This is a genomic window from Tepidimonas taiwanensis, assembly GCF_020162115.1.
Taxonomy (GTDB): domain Bacteria; phylum Pseudomonadota; class Gammaproteobacteria; order Burkholderiales; family Burkholderiaceae_C; genus Tepidimonas; species Tepidimonas taiwanensis.
Genome location: NZ_CP083911.1, coordinates 2,269,915 through 2,288,001, shown reverse-complemented (window position 1 = coordinate 2,288,001; position 18,087 = coordinate 2,269,915). Strand labels below are relative to the sequence as shown.

General features: G+C 71.9%; 16 protein-coding genes. 12 read left to right on the top strand and 4 right to left on the bottom strand.

Going from position 1 to position 18,087, the window contains the following annotated elements; genetic code table 11:
* Positions 1–24 precede the first annotated feature (24 nt).
* From LCC91_RS10845 to LCC91_RS10790, 12 genes are all read left to right on the top strand, one after another.
* Positions 25–1,443, top strand: coding sequence for a UDP-N-acetylmuramoyl-tripeptide--D-alanyl-D-alanine ligase (locus tag LCC91_RS10845; protein ID WP_043698109.1), 1,419 nt, complete (start codon positions 25–27; stop codon positions 1,441–1,443).
* Positions 1,433–2,611, top strand: a complete 1,179-nt coding sequence (mraY, locus tag LCC91_RS10840) for a phospho-N-acetylmuramoyl-pentapeptide-transferase (RefSeq protein WP_143897309.1) — start codon at positions 1,433–1,435, stop codon at positions 2,609–2,611. The genes LCC91_RS10845 and mraY overlap by 11 nt, the downstream gene beginning before the upstream one ends.
* Complete coding sequence (gene murD, locus LCC91_RS10835; RefSeq protein ID WP_082007398.1) at positions 2,608–4,149, top strand: UDP-N-acetylmuramoyl-L-alanine--D-glutamate ligase; 1,542 nt, start codon at positions 2,608–2,610, stop codon at positions 4,147–4,149. The genes mraY and murD overlap by 4 nt, the downstream gene beginning before the upstream one ends.
* Positions 4,146–5,444, top strand: coding sequence for a putative lipid II flippase FtsW (gene ftsW / locus LCC91_RS10830; RefSeq protein WP_043697996.1), 1,299 nt, complete (start codon positions 4,146–4,148; stop codon positions 5,442–5,444). The genes murD and ftsW overlap by 4 nt, the downstream gene beginning before the upstream one ends.
* Entirely contained in the window at positions 5,441–6,529 is a 1,089-nt protein-coding gene (gene murG, locus LCC91_RS10825; RefSeq protein ID WP_043697999.1) for an undecaprenyldiphospho-muramoylpentapeptide beta-N-acetylglucosaminyltransferase, read from the top strand. The genes ftsW and murG overlap by 4 nt, the downstream gene beginning before the upstream one ends.
* Complete coding sequence (gene murC, locus LCC91_RS10820; protein ID WP_052231305.1) at positions 6,526–7,992, top strand: UDP-N-acetylmuramate--L-alanine ligase; 1,467 nt, start codon at positions 6,526–6,528, stop codon at positions 7,990–7,992. The genes murG and murC overlap by 4 nt, the downstream gene beginning before the upstream one ends.
* The gene (locus LCC91_RS10815) at positions 7,989–8,990 is read left to right on the top strand and encodes a D-alanine--D-alanine ligase (RefSeq protein ID WP_043698002.1); all 1,002 of its coding nucleotides are present in this window, start codon (positions 7,989–7,991) and stop codon (positions 8,988–8,990) included. Before murC ends, LCC91_RS10815 begins: the two co-directional genes overlap by 4 nt.
* 2 nt (positions 8,991–8,992) lie before the next feature.
* Positions 8,993–9,829: a cell division protein FtsQ/DivIB gene (locus LCC91_RS10810; protein WP_082007399.1), complete on the top strand. Its 837-nt coding sequence runs from the start codon at positions 8,993–8,995 to the stop codon at positions 9,827–9,829.
* 7 nt (positions 9,830–9,836) lie between these two features.
* Positions 9,837–11,066: a cell division protein FtsA gene (gene ftsA / locus LCC91_RS10805; RefSeq protein ID WP_043698008.1), complete on the top strand. Its 1,230-nt coding sequence runs from the start codon at positions 9,837–9,839 to the stop codon at positions 11,064–11,066.
* Positions 11,067–11,092: 26 nt separating this feature from the next.
* A complete protein-coding gene (ftsZ, locus tag LCC91_RS10800) occupies positions 11,093–12,328 on the top strand; it encodes a cell division protein FtsZ (protein WP_043698012.1) in 1,236 nt (411 codons plus the stop codon).
* A 136-nt stretch (positions 12,329–12,464) separates the two neighbouring features.
* Positions 12,465–13,388: a UDP-3-O-acyl-N-acetylglucosamine deacetylase gene (lpxC, locus tag LCC91_RS10795; RefSeq protein WP_043698014.1), complete on the top strand. Its 924-nt coding sequence runs from the start codon at positions 12,465–12,467 to the stop codon at positions 13,386–13,388.
* A 17-nt stretch (positions 13,389–13,405) separates the two neighbouring features.
* Complete coding sequence (locus LCC91_RS10790; RefSeq protein ID WP_185974840.1) at positions 13,406–13,582, top strand: hypothetical protein; 177 nt, start codon at positions 13,406–13,408, stop codon at positions 13,580–13,582.
* Between the two features lie 85 nt (positions 13,583–13,667).
* On the opposite strand, the gene ruvC is transcribed toward LCC91_RS10790, so the two are convergent.
* The 4 genes from ruvC to LCC91_RS10770 form a co-directional block, all read right to left on the bottom strand.
* Entirely contained in the window at positions 13,668–14,216 is a 549-nt protein-coding gene (gene ruvC, locus LCC91_RS10785; protein ID WP_043698017.1) for a crossover junction endodeoxyribonuclease RuvC, read from the bottom strand.
* Between the two features lie 66 nt (positions 14,217–14,282).
* Entirely contained in the window at positions 14,283–15,092 is an 810-nt protein-coding gene (gene mtgA / locus LCC91_RS10780) for a monofunctional biosynthetic peptidoglycan transglycosylase (protein WP_082007400.1), read from the bottom strand.
* Positions 15,093–15,107: 15 nt separating this feature from the next.
* The gene (locus tag LCC91_RS10775) at positions 15,108–15,986 is read right to left on the bottom strand and encodes an energy transducer TonB (RefSeq protein ID WP_082007401.1); all 879 of its coding nucleotides are present in this window, start codon (positions 15,984–15,986) and stop codon (positions 15,108–15,110) included.
* A gap of 22 nt (positions 15,987–16,008) precedes the next feature.
* A complete protein-coding gene (locus LCC91_RS10770) occupies positions 16,009–18,078 on the bottom strand; it encodes a ribonuclease catalytic domain-containing protein (RefSeq protein WP_043698021.1) in 2,070 nt (689 codons plus the stop codon).
* Positions 18,079–18,087 lie beyond the last annotated feature (9 nt).

Sequence of the window (18,087 nt, the reverse complement as noted above, 5' to 3'; positions counted from 1 at the left end):
GGGGTGGCGGTGGAACACGCGCCGATGGCGGGCCTGGGCACGCTGTTGCTGGCGCTGCCGGGGGCGCGCGCGGTGGGGCCGGCCGCAGCCGTCGAGGCGCTGGCGCCGACGCGTGTGCACACCGACACGCGCACGCTGCGCTCTGGCGACCTGTTCGTCGCGCTGCGCGGTGAGCGCTTCGACGCGCACGATTTTCTGCCGCAGGCGGCCGCCACGGGCGCCGTCGGCGCAGTGGCCGAGTGCGGGCTGGCCGCGGCGGGGCTGGTGGGCGTCGAGGTGCCGGACAGCCGCGCGGCGCTCGGCGCGCTGGCCGCGGCGTGGCGCGCGCGCTGGACGGGGCCGCTCGTTGCGGTGACCGGCAGCAACGGCAAGACCACCGTGACGCAGATGACCGCCGCGATTTTGCGCGCGGCGGCGGGCGAGGCGGCGCTGGCCACGCAGGGCAACCTGAACAACGACATCGGCGTGCCGCTGACGCTGCTGCGCCTGCGCCCCGCGCACCGGATGGCGGTCGTCGAGCTGGGCATGAACCATCCGGGCGAGATCGCGGCGCTGGCGGCCATCGCCCGGCCGACGGTGGCGCTGGTCAACAACGCGCAGCGCGAGCACCAGGAATTTATGGCCAGCGTCGAGGCGGTGGCGCGCGAAAACGGTGCCGTGATCGAAGCCCTGCCGGCGGACGGCACCGCGGTGTTTCCGGCCGACGACGCGTACACGCCGCTGTGGCGCGCGCTGGCCGCGGGGCGGCGTGTGCTGACGTTCGGCGGGGCGGCGGCCGACGTGCGCGCCGACGCGCGCTGGAGCGATGGCACCTGGGCCCTGCGGGTGACGACGCCGGCGGGCGTGTTCGAGACGCGCGTGGCCATCGCCGGGCGCCACCACGTGCGCAACGCGCTGGCGGCCACCGCCTGCGCGCTGGCGGCCGGGGTGCCGCTGGACGCGATCGCCGCGGGGCTCGCCGCGTTCGAGCCGGTGGCGGGGCGCTGCCGCACGCAGTCGCTGACGCTGGCCGGCGCGCGCTGGACCGTGGTGGACGACACCTACAACGCCAACCCGGACTCGGTGCGGGCGGCGCTCGAGGTGCTCGCCGAGCTGCCCGCGCCGCGCTGGGCGGTGCTGGGCGACATGGGCGAGGTGGGAGAACAGGCGCTGGCTTTCCACGACGAGGTGCTGCGCCACGCGCTGGCGTTGGGTATCGAGCGCGTCTGGCTGGCCGGTGAATGGATGGGCCGCGCGGCCGCCGCGCTGCCGGCCGGCGCCCGGGCGGTGCGCCACTTCGGGTCGGTGGACGCGCTGCTCGCGGCGCTGCCGGGTGCCGTGCCGCCCGGTGGCGGGAGTCTGCTGGTCAAGGGGTCGCGCTTCATGCGCATGGAGCGGGTCATCGGCGCCGTCGAGGCGCTGGCCCGTGGCGGACACGAGGAGGGGCCAACCCATGCTGCCTAGTCTGGCGCAATGGCTGCAGGGCGTATGGCCCGAGCTGGGGTTTTTGCGCGTTTTCCAGTACCTGACGTTTCGCGCCGTGATGGCGGCGATGACCGCGCTGCTGGTCGGCATCGCCGCCGGGCCGTGGTTCATCCGGCGGCTCACCGCGCTCAAGATCGGTCAGCCCGTGCGCGCCTACGGCGTGCAGAGCCACCTGAGCAAAAGCGGCACGCCGACGATGGGCGGCGTGCTGATCCTGTTTGCGATCACGGTGGCGACGCTGCTGTGGTTCGAGTGGATCAACCGCTTCGTGTGGATCGTGCTCGCGGTGACGCTGGCGATGGGCGCGATCGGCTGGGTCGACGACTGGCGCAAAGTCGTGCGCAAGGACCCGGAGGGCATGCGCTCGCGCGAGAAGTACTTCTGGCAGTCGGTGATCGGGCTCGCCGCAGCGTTCTATCTCGTGTTTGCCATCTCCGAGGGCTCCAACGCGCGGGTGTGGGCGCTCTTTACCGACTGGATCCGCTCCGGTTTCACGATCGACCTGCCGCAGCAGGCCGGGCTGATGGTGCCGTTTTTCAAGGAGGTGAGCTACCCGCTGGGCGTCACCGGCTTCGTGTTGCTGACCTACCTGGTCATCGTCGGGTCGAGCAATGCGGTCAACCTCACCGACGGCTTGGATGGTCTCGCGATCATGCCGGTGGTGATGGTGGGCTCGGCGCTGGGCGTCTTCGCCTATGTCACGGGTAACGCGGTGTTTGCGCGCTACCTGCTGCTGCCCTACATCCCGGGCACGGGTGAGGTGCTCGTGTTCTGCGCCGCGATGGCGGGGGCGGGGCTCGCGTTTCTGTGGTTCAACGCGTACCCGGCGCAGGTCTTCATGGGGGACGTCGGCGCGCTCGCGCTGGGCGGGGCGCTGGGCACGATCGCCGTCATCGTGCGGCAGGAGATCGTGCTCGCCATCATGGGCGGCATCTTTGTCGCCGAGGCCGTCTCCGTGATGCTGCAGGTGGGCTGGTTCAAGTACACCAAGCGCCGCTATGGCGAGGGGCGCCGCCTGCTGAAGATGGCCCCGCTGCACCACCACTTCGAAAAGTCCGGCTGGCGCGAGACGCAGGTGGTCGTGCGCTTTTGGATCATCACGATGCTGCTGTGCCTCGTGGGTCTTTCGACGCTGAAGCTGCGATGAGTGCGATGCCCTGGACCCACGACTGTCTGCCCGGTGTGCGCGAGCGCGACGCGCTCGTGCTGGGGCTGGGTGCGAGCGGCCTCGCGATGGCGCGCTGGCTGCACGCGGCGGGCGCGCGCGTGACGGTGGCCGACACCCGTCCCGCGCCGCCACAGGCCGCCGCGCTGGCCGCCGCGGCCCCGGGCAGCACGCTGCTGACCGGCGTGGCGCTGGACGCCGCGTTGTTTGCCCGCGCGCGGTGGGCGCTGGTGGTGCGCAGTCCCGGGCTGGCACCGGCGCAGTTTGCCGCGCTGGCGCAGGCCGCCGCGGCGGTCGGCGTGCCGCTACGCGGCGAGCTGGACCTCTTTGCCGGCGCGCTGCGCGCGCTGGCCGAGGCGTGCGACTATCGCCCCGCGGTGCTGGCCATCACCGGCACCAACGGCAAGACGACCACCACGGCGCTGACCGGCCACCTGCTGCGCGCGCTGGGCTGGGACGTAGCGGTGGCGGGCAACATCGGCCCGGCGCTGCTCGACACACTGGCGGAGCGGCTGCAGAGCGCGACGTTGCCGCGCGCCTGGGTGTTGGAGCTCTCGAGCTTTCAGCTCGACGGCGTGGAGGGATTCGAGCCGACGGCGGCGACGGTGCTCAACGTCACGCAGGACCACCTCGACTGGCACGGGTCGATGGCCGCCTACGCCGCGGCCAAGGCGCGCATCTTTGGCGCGCAGGGGCTGATGGTGCTCAACCGCGACGACCCCATCGTCGCGGCGTGGACACCGCCCGACGTGGCGCAGGGCCGCGGCGCGCGCGCCCGCACGGTTCCGGCGCGGCCGTGGACGAGCTTCGGGGTCGGGGTGCCGACCCGGCCCGGGGATTGGGGGTTGCAGGCCGTCAACGGCATCACCTGGCTGGTACGCGCCCGCCCGGACGACGAGGGCGCGGCTGGCGCCGGTGAGGCGGTGTCACTGCAACACCTGATGCCGGCCGAGGCGTTGCGCATCCAGGGCCGGCACAACGCCACCAACGCGCTGGCGGCGCTGGCGCTGGCCACCGCGGCGGGGGCGCCGCTCGCGCCGCTGCTGCACGCGCTGCGCGACTACCGCGGCGAGCCGCACCGGGTCGAGTCGGTGGCCATCGTGCGCGACGTGGAGTACATCGACGACAGCAAGGGCACGAACGTCGGCGCGACGCTGGCGGCACTCGAGGGCCTGGGGCCGCAGCGCCGGCTGGTGGTGATCCTGGGCGGCGACGGCAAGGGGCAGGACTTTGCGCCGCTTGCCGGGCCGGTGGCGCGGTATGCGCGCGCGGTCGCGCTGATCGGGCGCGACGCCCCGGCCATCGACGCGACGTTGGCCGACACCGGCGTGCCGCGCGCGCGTTTTGACGATCTGCCCGCGGCCGTGCGCTGGTGTGCGGCGCAGGCGCAGCCCGGCGACGCGGTGCTACTGTCGCCGGCGTGCGCAAGCCTCGATATGTTCCGCGACTACGCGCACCGCGCGCAGGTGTTCGTGGACACGGTGCGCGCGCTGCAGCAGGAGGAGGGCACGCCCGCATGAGCACGCGCGCACGCTTCGCTGCTGTGCCCGCCGCGCTGCGGCGGATGTTTGGCCGCTGGTTGCCGGGTCACGAGGCCGCCGCAGCGGGCGCGGGCGGCGCCGAGATGCCGGTGCGCCTGATGCGGCGCGACTGGGCACGCCCCGCCGCCCCGGCCGCGCGCGTCAGCGGCGTCGACCACGCGCTGCTGGCCGTGGTGCTGGCCCTGCTGTGCTGGGGGACGGTGATGGTGTATTCGGCGTCGGTGGCGCTGCCGGACAACCCGCGCTTTGCCAGCTACAGCCCGCTGCATTTCCTGCTGCGGCACGCGCTGGCCATCGGCATCGGCGCGCTCGCCGGCTTCATCGCGTTCCAGGTGCCCACCGACCAGTGGCAGCGCTGGGCCAACCCGCTGTTCCTGCTGGCGCTGGCGCTGCTGGTCGTCGTGCTCATTCCCTTCATCGGCAAGGGCGTCAACGGCGCGCGCCGCTGGATCCCGCTCGGGGTGATGAATTTCCAGCCCTCCGAATTGGCCAAGTTCGCGGTGCTGCTGTACGCCGCCGGTTACATGGTGCGGCGCATGGAGGTCAAGGAGAAATTTTTCCGCGCGGTGTGGCCGATGGCCGTGGCGGTCGGTGTGGTGGGCGTGCTGCTGCTGGCCGAGCCGGACATGGGCGCGTTCATGGTGATCGCGGTGATCGCGATGGGCATTCTGTTTCTCGGCGGCGTCAACGCGCGCATGTTCTTTCTGATCGCGCTGGTGGTCGTCGCGGCGTTTGCCGCGGTGGTGCTGACCAACGAGTGGCGGCGCGAGCGCATCTTCGCCTACCTCGACCCGTGGAGCGAGCAGCACGCGCTGGGCAAGGGGTACCAGCTCACCCACGCGCTGATCGCGCTGGGGCGCGGCGAGTGGTTCGGCGTCGGGCTGGGCGCCAGCGTCGAGAAACTGCACTGGCTGCCGGAGGCGCACACCGACTTCCTGCTCGCGGTGATCGGGGAAGAGTTCGGCTTCGTCGGCGTGTTGACGCTGATCGGGCTCTTTTTGTGGCTGACGCGCCGCATCATGCAGATCGGCCGCCAGGCCGTGGCGCTGGACCGGGTATTCGCCGGGCTGGCCGCGCAGGGCGTCGGGCTGTGGATCGGCTTTCAGTCGTTCATCAACATCGGCGTCAACCTGGGCGCCTTGCCGACCAAGGGGCTGACGCTGCCGTTCATGAGCTACGGTGGCTCGGCGATCCTGATGAATCTGGTGGCCATTGCGTTCGTGCTGCGCGTGGACTGGGAAAACAAGACCCTGATGCACGGAGGCCGCACATGACGCCGCGCTGCGCACTGGTGATGGCCGGCGGCACCGGCGGGCACATCTTCCCGGGGCTCGCGGTGGCGGAGGCGCTGCGTGCCGAAGGCTGGCGCGTGCACTGGCTGGGTGCGCCCGGCGGCATGGAGGCGCGCCTCGTGCCGCCGCGCGGCTTTGCGTTCGAGGCGGTCGATTTCGGCGGCGTGCGCGGCAAAGGCGCGCTGACGCTGGCGCTGCTGCCGCTGCGGCTGCTGCGCGCGTTCTGGCAGGCCTGGCGCGTCGTGCGCCGGGTGCGGCCGGACGTCGTCGTGGGGCTGGGGGGCTACATCACGTTTCCGGGCGGCATGATGGGGGTGCTCGCGGGCCGTCCGCTCGTGCTGCACGAGCAGAACTCGGTGGCGGGGCTGGCCAACCGGGTGCTCGCCCACGTCGCGGACCGGGTGTTCTGCGCGTTTCCGCAGGCGCTGCCAGGCGGCGAGTGGATCGGCAACCCGTTGCGCGAGGCGTTCGTGCGTCAGCCGCCGCCGGCCGAGCGCTTCGCCGGCCGGGTGGGGCCGCTGCGCCTGCTGGTGGTGGGCGGCAGCCTCGGCGCGCAGGCGCTCAACACCCTCGTGCCGCAGGCGCTCGCGCGCCTGCCGGTGGAGCGGCGGCCGATCGTGCGGCACCAGAGCGGCGAGCGGCACCTGCAGGCGCTGCGCGACGCGTACGCCGCCGCGGGGGTTGAGGCGCAGTGCGAGGCCTTCATCGACGACACCGCGAGCGCCTACGCCGAGGCGGACGTGATCATCGCCCGCGCGGGGGCCAGCACCGTGACCGAAATCGCCGCGGTCGGCGCAGCGGCGCTGTTCGTCCCCTTCCCGCACGCGGTGGACGACCACCAGACCACCAACGCGCGCTTCCTCGCCGACGCGGGTGCGGCGTGGCTGCGTCAGCAATCGGACCTCACCCCCGAGTGGCTGGCCGACTGGCTCGCCAGCCTGACGCGCGAGGACCTGCGCCAGCGCGCCGAGCGCGCCCACGCGCAGCGCAAGACCGACGCCGTCGACGCGCTGGTGCGCGCCTGCACGGCGCTGGCCGACCGAGAACCGAACCGAACCCGTCCATGAAACACGCGATCCGTCACATCCACTTCGTTGGCATCGGCGGTGCCGGCATGAGCGGCATCGCCGAGGTGCTGCTGACGCAGGGCTACACCGTCTCCGGCTCCGACCTGGCCGAAAGCGCCGCGACGCAGCGGTTGCGGCAACTAGGCGCGCGCGTGCTGCTCGGCCACGACGCCGCGCACATCGACGGTGCCGACTGCGTCGTCGTCTCCACCGCCGTCAAGCCCGACAACCCGGAGGTGCAGGCGGCCCACGCCCGGCGGCTGCCGGTGGTGCCGCGCGCGGTGATGCTGGCCGAGCTGATGCGCATGAAGAAGGGCATCGCCATCGCCGGCACGCACGGCAAGACGACGACCACCAGCCTGGTGGCCAGCGTGCTCGCGGCCGCGGGGCTGGACCCGACCTTCGTCATTGGCGGACGGCTCAACAGCGCCGGGGCCAACGCGCGTCTGGGGCAGGGCGAGTACATCGTCGTCGAGGCCGACGAGTCCGACGCGTCGTTCCTGAACCTGCTGCCCGTGATGGCGGTGGTGACCAACATCGACGCCGACCACATGGACACCTACGGCCACGACTTCGGCCGGCTGCAGCAGGCGTTCGTGGACTTTTTGCACCGCATGCCGTTCTACGGCACCGCGGTGGTGTGCGTCGACGACCCGCACGTGCGCGCGCTGCTGCCGGCGATCCAGCGGCCGGTGACGCCGTATGGCTTGAGCGACGACGCGCAGGTGCGCGCGCTGGACGTGCGCGCGGTCGGGGCCCAGATGCACTTTCGCGTGCAGCGGCGCAACGGGATCGCGCTGCCGGACCTGGAGGTGGTGCTCAACCTGCCGGGCGAGCACAACGTGCGCAACGCGCTGGCGGCGATCGCCATCGCGGTGGAGTTGGGGGTGCCGGATGCGGCCGTGCTGCAGGCGCTGGCCGAGTTCAAGGGCGTGGGGCGGCGTTTTCAGCGCCATGGCGAGGTGGCGCTGCCCGCGGGCGGCACCGCCACGCTCATCGACGACTACGGCCACCACCCGGTGGAGATGGCCGCGACGATGACCGCGGCGCGCGGGGCCTTCCCCGGGCGGCGGCTGGTGCTGGCGTTCCAGCCGCACCGCTACACGCGCACGCGCGACTGCTTCGAGGACTTCGTGCACGTGCTGGGGCAGGCCGACGCGGTGCTGCTGACCGAGGTCTACGCGGCGGGCGAGGCGCCGATCGTGGCCGCCGACGGCCGCAGCCTGGCGCGCGCCTTGCGCGTCGCCGGTCGTGTGGAGCCGCTGTTCGTCGCCGACGTGGCCGAGCTGCCCCGCGCCATCCTCGACAACGCGCGTGACGGCGACGTCGTGCTGTGCATGGGCGCGGGCTCGATCGGGGCCGTGGCGGCGCAGGTGGTGGCGCTGGCGGCCCAGACCGCGCCGCAGGCCCCAAACGCCCAGGCCGCGGCATCGGTTGCGCCCGCCGGGGAGGCCGTGGCATGACCGCGCTGACCCGACTGGCCCCGGTGACCGTGGACCCGCGTGCGTTGGGCAAGGTGGCGGTGCTGATGGGCGGCCACTCGGCCGAGCGCGAGGTGTCGCTGATGTCGGGCAGCGGGGTGCTGGCCGCGCTGCGCCGCGCCGGGGTCGATGCGCACGCGTTCGACCCGGCCGAACGGCCGCTGTGGGATCTGACGCGCGAGGGGTTCGCGCGCGCGTTCATTGCGCTGCACGGGCGCTTTGGCGAGGACGGCACCGTGCAGGGCGCGCTGGAGCTGATGGGCATCCCGTACACGGGGTCCGGCGTGCTCGCCTCCAGCGTCGCGATGGACAAGGTGATGACCAAGCGGATCTGGCGTGCTGAGGGGCTGCCGACGCCCGACTGGCGCCAGGTCGACAGCGTTGCCGAGACGCAGGCCGCGTTCGACGCGCTGGGCGCGCCGATGATCGTCAAGCCCGCGCGCGAGGGCTCCACCATCGGGCTGACCAAGGTCACGTCGCGCGAGCAGTGCGCCGCGGCGTATCGGCTCGCGGCGCAGCACGACCCGGAGGTGCTGTGCGAGCAGTTCATCGCCGGCGACGAGGTGACCTGCCCGGTGCTCGGCAGCGGCGCGGCAGCACAGGCGCTGCCGGTGATCCGCATCGTCGCCCCCGGCGGCAACTACGACTACCAGAACAAATATTTCAGCGATGAGACGCGCTACCTGGTGCCGTGCGACCTGCCCGCGGGCGAGGAGGGGGCGATCCAGGCGCTGGTGCTGGCGGCGTACCGCACGCTCGGCTGCCGCGGCTGGGCGCGCGCGGACGTGATGATCGATGCCGCGACACGGCGGCCGTACCTGCTCGAGATCAACACCGCGCCAGGGATGACCGGGCACTCGCTGGTGCCGATGTCGGCGCGCGCCGCCGGGCTGGACTACGACGCGCTGTGCCTGCGGCTGCTGGCCGACGCCGCGCTGGACAACCCGCTGCCTGCGGTTCGCCGGGGGGAGGGACGCTGACCATGGCCCGTCGCGCCGCCCCCGCCGCGATGCCGTTGCCCGCCGACGTGCGTTGGATGAACGCCGTCGCGGCGGTGCTGTTGACCGCCGTTGCGTTGGCAGCGGGAGTGGGGGTGGTGGCCTGGATGGCGCGCCAGCCGATGTGGACGCTGCGCGGCATCACGCTCGTGGGGGACGTGGCGCATCAGAACGCGGTGACGGTGCGAGCCCTCGTGGTGCCGCACCTGCGCGGCACGTTCCTGACGCTCGATCTGGCGGCGGCGCGCGAGCGCTTCGAGGCGCTGCCATGGGTGCGGGAGGCGGTCGTCGAGCGCCAATTCCCGAACCGGCTGCGCGTGACGCTGCGCGAACACGAGGCGCTGGCCTGGTGGGGCGAGCCGGGTGCCGGGCAGCTCGTGAGCGTGCGCGGGGAAGTGTTCGAGGCCGACCCCGACGACCCGGCGGCCGACCAATGGAGCACGCTGGCGGGGCCCAGCGCCGAGGCCGAGACGGTGGTGGCGATGTATCGGCGGCTGCAGCCCCTGGTGGCGCGGCTGGGACGCGACATCGAGCGCCTGACCCTCACCGAGCGCGGCGCGTGGCAGCTGCGCCTCGATGGCGGCGCGCCCATCGAACTCGGCCGCGGCGAGGCCGACGCCGTCGAGCGCCTACAGCGCTTCGTCACCACCCAGACCGCGCTGCGCGCCCGCTACGGCGCGCGCGACATCGTCAGTGCCGATCTGCGCTACCCCAACGGCTACGCGCTGCAGCTGCGCGGCGTCACGACCGAGCCCGTGCCCGTGCGCCCGAAAGGGGCGATGCCGGCGGCAATCCCTTCTCCGAACCCCCTTTCCCGCTGAACGCATCATGGCCAAGGAATACAAGGACATCGTGGTCGGACTCGACATCGGCACCGCCAAGATCATGGTGGTGGTGGCCGAGGTGCTGCCCGGCGGCGACCTCAAGCTCGCCGGGCTGGGCGTGGCACCCAGCAACGGCCTCAAGCGCGGCGTGGTCGTCAACATCGACGCCACGGTGGCCAGCATCCAGCAGGCGCTCAAAGAGGCCGAGCTGATGGCCGACTGCCGCATCATGCGTGTCTACACCGGCATCACCGGCAGCCACATCCGCGGCATCAACTCCAGCGGCATGGTGGCGATCAAGGACCGCGAGGTCAGCCCCGCCGACGTCGCGCGCGTCATCGAGACCGCCAAGGCGATCAACATCTCCACCGACCAGCGCCTGCTGCTGGTCGAGCCGCAGGAGTTCATCATCGATGGGCAGGAGGTCAAAGAGCCCATCGGCATGAGCGGCATCCGGCTCGAGGCCAAGGTGCACATCGTCACCGGCGCCGGCAGTGCCGCGGAAAACATCCTCAAGTGCGTGCGCCGCTGCGGGCTGGAGGTCGAGCAGCTGATGCTCAACCCGCTTGCCTCCGCCCAGGCGGTGCTGACCGACGACGAAAAGGAGCTCGGTGTGGCGCTCGTCGACATCGGCGCCGGCACCACCGATGTGGCGATCTTTGCGGGCGGCGCCATCCGCCACACCGCGGTGATCCCGATCGCGGGGGACCTGATCACCAACGACATCGCGATGGCGCTGCGCACGCCGACCAAGGATGCCGAGGACATCAAGGTCGAGAGTGGCTGCGCCAAGCAGCTGCTGGCCGACCCGGAGCAGCAGGTGGAAGTACCGGGCCTGGGCGACCGCGGCCCGCGGCTGCTCAGCCGCCAGGCGCTCGCCGGCGTGATCGAGCCGCGCGTCGAGGAAATCTTCGCGCTGGTGCAGCAGGTGATCCGCGAGTCCGGGCACGAGGAGCTGCTCTCCAGCGGCATCGTGCTCACGGGCGGCAGCGCGGTGATGCCCGGCATGGTCGAGCTGGGCGAGGACATTTTTCTCAAGCCCGTGCGGCGCGGCGTGCCCCAGTACGCCGGCGTCCTGGGCGACATGGTCGCGCAGCCGCGGGCGGCGACCGTCATGGGTTTGCTCGAGGAGGCGCGCCTGGCGCGCCTGCGCGGGCAGAAGGTGGCGCAGAAGGCGGGTTCGGTCGGGGGCCTGCTGACGCGCGTCAAAGAGTGGTTCGTCGGCAATTTCTGAACCGTCACACAGGCAAGGAGCGTTTCATGGGTATCGAAATGATCGAAGTCGAGGAGTTCAACCGGGGCACGCAGATCAAGGTGATCGGCGTCGGCGGCGGCGGCAGCAACGCCGTCGAGCACATGATCCAGAGCCGCGTGCAGGGGGTCGAATTCATCTGCGCCAACACCGACGCGCAGGCACTGGCGCGCTCGTCGGCGCACCGGCTGATCCAGCTCGGGCGCACGGGGCTGGGCGCCGGCAGCAAGCCGGACAAGGGGCGCGAGGCCGCGCTGATGGCCGAAGCCGACATCCGCGAGGCGATCGAAGGCGCGCACATGCTGTTCATCACCGCCGGCATGGGCGGCGGCACCGGCACCGGCGCCGCCCCGGTGATCGCCCGCATGGCCAAGGAGATGGGGATCCTGACCGTCGGCGTCGTGACCAAGCCCTTCGACTGGGAGGGCGGCCGGCGCATGGCCAACGCCGAGGAGGGCCTGGCCGAGCTGGAGCAAAACGTCGACTCCCTCATCGTCGTGCTCAACGACAAACTGCACGAGGAGCTGGGCGAGGACGTGACGCAGGACGAGGCCTTCGCCGCCGCGAACGACGTGCTGAAGAACGCGGTGGGCGGCATCGCCGAGATCATCAACGTCGAGGCGCTGGTCAACGTCGACTTCGAGGACGTGCGCACCGTGATGGGCGAGCCGGGCAAGGCGATGATGGGCACCGCGGTGGCCAGCGGTCCGGACCGTGCGCGCATCGCCGCCGAGCAGGCCGTCGCCTGCCCGTTGCTGGAGGGGGTGGACATGCGTGGCGCCAAGGGCGTGCTGGTGCTCATCAGCGCGGCCAAGGGGTCGCTCAAGCTGTCCGAATCCAAGCTGGCGATGAACACCATCCGCGCGTTTGCCGCGCCCGATGCGCACGTCATCTACGGCACCGCCTACGACGAGTCGCTGGGCGATGCGCTGCGCGTGACGGTGGTTGCCACCGGGCTGTCGCGCAACGGTCAGCGCCAGCCGCTCACCGTCGTGCAGTCGCAGCCGCAGCAGGGGCTGCGCACCGGCACCGACAACATGCCGTTCATCCCGACGCTGAACCAGGCGGTCGCCGGCGCCGGGGCGGCCGGCGGCACGGGTGTGGCCAGCGGCGCCGCGGGCGGCAACCCGGCCGTGCCCAGCGTGTGGCGCACCCGCAGCGCGGCGGCGCGCGTCGAGGCGCTGGCCTCCAGCGGCATGGACGACTTCGAAATCCCCGCCTTCCTGCGCAAGCAGGCGGACTGAGCGCCGCGCGCGGGATACGCTCTTGCCACCCCCGGTGGGCCGTCTGGCCGACGCGGCCCACCGGCTGCCCCCGTCATCGCGGGGGCATGTGTGTCATCGCCGGCGCGGATCCGACCCCGCGCCTACAATGCCAACCATGATTGCGCAACGCACCCTCAAGACCCTCACGCGCGCCGTGGGCGTGGGCCTGCACAGCGGCGAACGGGTCGAGCTGACGCTGCGCCCGGCGCCGCCGGACACCGGCATCGTCTTTCGCCGCATCGACCTGGCCGAGCCGGTCGACATCCCGGTCAGCGCCACGGCCGTGACCGACACGCGGCTGGCCTCCACCCTGTCGCGCGGCGGCGTGCGCGTGCACACGGTCGAGCACCTGATGAGCGCGTGTGCGGGGCTGGGTATTGACAACCTCTACATCGACATCACGGCCGAGGAGGTGCCCATCCTCGACGGCTCGGCCGCGTCGTTCGTGTACCTGCTGCACAGCGCGGGCATCGTCACCCAACCCGCGCCGCGGCGCTTTCTGCGCGTCAAGCGAGCGGTGGAAGTGCGCGAGGGGGAGGGCCGCACGCTCAAGTGGGCGCGGCTCGAGCCCTATCACGGCTTCAAGCTGCGCTTCGAGATCGAGTTCGACCACCCTGCGGTCAGTGCCACCGGGCAGTGTGTGGAGTTCGACCTCGGCAGCGGCCAGTACGCGCGCGAGATCGCGCGCGCGCGCACCTTCGGCTTCACGCGGGATGTGGAAGCGATGCGCTCGCAGGGCCTGGCGCTGGGCGGCGGGCTCGACAATGCCATCGTGCTCGACGACGTCAAGGTGCTCAACGCCGACGGGCTGCGCTACGACGACGAGTTTGCCAAGCACAAGATTCTGGACGCGATGGGCGACCTCTACCTGGTGGGTCATCCGCTGCTGGCGGCGTACAGCGCCTACCGCTCCGGCCACGCGCTCAACAACCGGCTGCTGCGGGCGCTGCTGGCCGAGTCCGACGCGTATGAAATCGTGACCTTCGACGACGAGGCGCGGGCGCCGCGGGGCTTCGCCCAGCTCGCGCTGGTGACCTGAGCGGCGGGGAGACGGCGATGTTCCTGCTGCGCACCGTGATGTTCGCGCTGCTGGGGGCGTCCGCGCTGTGCTTCGCCTTCTACCTGGGCACGGGTCGGCGGCACTACCTGCGCTGGGGCATCGTGATCCTGAAATGGACGGTGATCGCGGCGCTGGGCTTTTTCGGCGTCCTCATTCTCGGGCGTATCGTTTGAGGCCCGGCTGCGGGCTGCGCTGCTGCGCCAGCCCTGGCAGCCAGCGTTGTGGCGCCTGTGGCGTCAGCCGCCGTTTCAGCCACCGTCAATAGCTGCGCCCGTCCTTGTAGGCCGCGTGCGTGCGGGCGCGCAGCGGCGCCACCCGGCCGATCGCCTGCGTCGTGCGCGCCACCTGCGCGTGCGTAATGCACAGGCCCAACGCGTCGGCCGCGTCCTTGCCCGGCAGCCCCGGCAGGTCCAGCAGCCGGCGCACCATCTCCTGCACTTGGTGCTTCTGCGCCTTGCCGTAGCCGACGACGGCTTTTTTGAGCTGCAGCGCGGTGTATTCCGCCACCGGCAGGTCGTGCGCGACGAGGGCGGTCAGACAGCAGCCGCGCGCCTGCCCCAGGATCAGCGTCGCCTGCGGGTTGACGTTGACAAAGACGATCTCCAGCGCCGCCACGGTGGGCTGGTAGCGCCGCACCACCTCGCCGATGCCGTCGAACAGCGTGCGCAGCCGCTGCGGCAGCAGCGCGCCGTCGTCGGGGCTGGTGCGGATGGTGCCGCTGGCCACGTAGCGCAGGTGGGGCCCGTCGACGTCCACCACGCCAAAGCCGGTGGCGGTCAGGCCCGGGTCGATACCGAGGATGCGCATGGCGGCGATCTTAGCGCCCCGGGAAGACGAAACTTCCTTGTACCGGATCCATCGGCGCCCTGTGGCTCAGGGTACCCGCACCGCATCCATGCGCGCGAGGATCGTCTGGCTACGGCTGGTGAGGTAGCCGCTGCTGGCAAACACCTTTTCGTAGCGCTTGGGGGCGGGCAGCAGCACCGCGAGCCGCGCGGCCTCGGCCGCGGTCAGGCGCGCCGCGGACTTGCGGTAGTAACGCTGGGCCGCCGCCTCGGCGCCGAAGATGCCCTCGCCCCATTCGACCGCGTTGAGGTAGAGCTCCAGGATGCGGCGCTTGTCGAGAAACGCTTCCAGCATCCACGCGAGCAGCAGCTCCTGCCCCTTGCGCCACAGCGTGCGCTCGCCGGAGAGCAGCAGGTTTTTGGCTAGCTGCTGGGTGATGGTGGAGCCACCCGCGAGCCGCGCGGGCCGCACGTGCGCGTTGCCGCGCCGTTGCGCCTGGGCCAGCCGCCGCTCGTTGCGTTCGCGCGCAGCCTGGATGGCGTCCCAGTCGACGCCGAAATGGTCGACGAACCCCGCATCCTCCGACGCGATGACGGCGCGCCGCAGCGCAGGGGCGATCTGTTCGTAGGGCACCCAGCGCTGGCGCCACGCGCCCACGCCTTTGCCGTCGCGCGCCAGCCGCCACGCCTCGGAGCGCTGAAACGCGGTGCTCTGTGGGTCCACGACCGCCAGCAGCGCGATGCGGGCGGCAAAAAAGACCTGCAGCGCCATGGCGGCGACGCCGATCCACACCAGCGCGGATCCCAGCGTGCGCCACCACCGGCGTGGGCGGGCAGCGGCGGGGCCGGCGCGGCCATCACGCGCGACGGGCGGGGGGCGTCGGACGGCGGCGGGCATCGCGCGGCTCCCGGCTCAGCGCATGCTGCCCATTTGCGTCTGCAGGCCGCCCTCGCGCGTGAAGCGAAAGCGCGAGACGACGACGATCTGGTCGGCGCGCTGGCGCATCGCGGCGTTGAAGCGCGCGAACTGCAGGCTGCGCACGATGGCCTGCGCACGGCTGTCGAGGTAGGGGATGCCGGAGCTTTGCACGACCTCGGTGTCGAGCACGCGCCCGTCGTGGTTGACGGTGATGACCATGGTCAGCTCGCCGTAGAGCTTGCGCCCGCCCTGCTCGGGGAACTGGGCGGTGCCGCGGTCCTCGATGCGCCGGCGCAGCTCGTCGTAATACAGCGCGTACACCTCCTCGCGCGTCGCGGGGCTGATATAGCGCTTGCGCGGACGGGCGTTTTCCTCCTGGATGCGCTTTTCGATCTCCGCCAGCGCCTTCACCAGCGCCTGTCGGCGCTGCTCGCGCGCCTGGGCCTCGCTGGCCTGTGCCGGTTGCGGCGCGCTGCTCAGGCGCGCGATTTCCTGCCGCAGTTGCGCAAGCAGCCGATTTTGCTGCTCCTTCATCGCTTCGATGCGCTGCTCGTCTTCGTCGAGCGCATCGCCGGCGCGCATCACCATCGCCGGCGGCAGCGGCGAGGTGGCGCGGCCGCGCTCGGCGTCGCCCCCGCCCGCGAGGTTCGCTTGCGCGATCGCCTGAGGCCGCTGCGGGGCCTCGTCGCCCTTGGCATTGACGAGGATGACCTCCAGCGGCGTGTCCTGCAACACCCGCTCGGGCCGTAGCGGCGGCGCGAAGCGCACCGTCAGCACCACCGCGTGCACCGCGAGCGACAGGGCCAGCGCCCACGGCAGCGGGTCGGCGCGCAGGCTGGCACCGAAGGTGTCGAGCAGGCGGGGCATGGCCATCGTCAGCAAGACCGAGCGGGGTTCAGCCAGCGGCGGGGGGGCTCGCGTCCGTGGCGTCGTCGGCTTCGTCCACGGCGACGGCGATCGCCAGCGGCGCGGCCAGCGGCTCCTCGACTTCGCCCTCCAGCGTGTCTTCGGCCTCGGTCACCGGCTCGACGCTGCCCAGCCGTTCGACCACGGTGCCGTTGACCTCCAGCGTCAGCTCGTCGATCGCGCCCAGCCGCACGCGCACGCGCTCGCCGCGCTGCAGCCCATCGGTGCCGAGCGCCGGGAACACGAGCGGCAACGTCTCGGCGCGCACGAGGTTGTCCTTCAGGTACGCGGCTTCCAGTTCGCCGATGCCCTGCTGGCGCAGGTAGCGCAGCGTCCAGTAGCGCTCCATGCTGCTCTGGAACTGCCCATAGGCCGTGTACGCCGCGTCGAACGCGCTGATGACGGCCATCAGCGCGGCGTCCTTGGGCTTGAAGGGGGCGGCCAGTGCGGCCGTGGCGCCATGCCGGGCACAGGCGATGAGCTGCCACTGGTTGACGAGGTCCGTGTAGCGCCGCAGCGGCGAGGTGCTCCACGCGTAGCAGGGCACGCCGATGCCCGCGTGCGGCAGCGGCTTGGTGCCCATGCGCACCTTGACGCCGGGAGCGAGGCTCGCCTGACTGCGGTAGATGCCAGGCACGCCCAGGTCGGCGAGCCAGCGGCCCCAGGTGCTGTTGGCCAGGATCATCGCCTCGGCGACGATCAAATCGAGCGGCGCGCCGCGCGAGCGCGTGCCGATGACGACGGTTTCCTCGCCCGTGGGCTCGTCGCCGCTGACACCCTCGAGCTTGAAGGTGTAGTCGGGGCGCGTGAAGGTTTCGGGCCGGCCACGTACGGCCTCGCGCCGCGCCTTGCACGCCTGCGCCAGCCGCCACAGGAACGCGAGCGTCGGCCGCAGCGCCGCGACTTCCTCCGGCAGCGGGGCGGCCGCCGGCGCCGCCGGGTCTTCCAGCCACGCGGGCGTGATGGCGGCGTCGAGCTGGTCGTGGCGCAGGTTGTGGGTGATCGGCACGCGCTCGACGCGCGTGACGGCCTCGCGCACCTCCAGCGTCGCCTCGTCGATCGTCAGGTACAACGAAAGGGCCGGGCGGGCGCCACCGGCTTGCAGCGTGTAGGTCTGCACCACCGCGTCGGGCAGCATCGTGATCTTGTGCCCGGGCATGTAGACGGTGGAGAGGCGCTCGCGCGCCACGCGATCGAGCGGGCTGTCGGGCGCGATCGCCAGGCCCGGCGCCGCGATGTGGATGCCCAGCGTCACCGTGCCGCTGCCCAAGCCGCGCAGGCTCAGCGCGTCGTCGATCTCGGTGGTGCTGGAGTCGTCGATCGAGAATGCGGCCACCCCGTCGGCCAGCGGCAAGTCCTGCGGCGCGGGCGGTGCCTCCAGGGTGGGGAAGCCCGTGCCACGTGGAAAATGCTCGTGCAAAAAGCGCTGCCAGTGGAACTGGTAGGCGCTGGTGATGGCCCCCGCGCGCTGCAGCAGCGCCAGCGGGGCGAGGTGCGTCTCGCGCGCCGCGTGCACGACGGCCTTGTATTCCGGCGCGTTCTTGTCCGGCTTGAAGAGGATGCGGTAGAGCTGCTCGCGGATCGGCGCGGGGCACTCGCCGGCGGCCAGCGCCGCGGCCCAGGCGTCGATTTGTGCCTGCACGGCCTTTTTGCGCTCGATCGCGGCCAGCGCCTGCCGCAGCACGTCGGCGCTCGCTTTGCGAAAGCGCCCCTTGCCGGCGCGGCGGAAATAGTGTGGCGCCTCGTGCAGGCGCAGCAGCATCGCCGCCTGTTGCGCAACGGAGGCGCCGGCGCCGAAATACTCACGCGCCAGCTCCTCGAAGCCGAAGTCGGCTTCGGGCGCAAACTCCCACGCGAGGTCGAGGTCGATCTCCGCGGCGAGCGCGCCGGCCTGCGCCAGCAGCGCATCGGGCGCGGGCTGGTCGAACGTCAGCAGCACGTGGGCCGCTTTGACCTTAAGCCGCTTGCCCGACGCCAGCTCGATCTGGTGCGAGGCTTCGGCAGAGGACAACACGCGGCCGGCATGCAGCTTGCCGGCGTCTTCGAACAGGGCGAACAACGTCCAGAC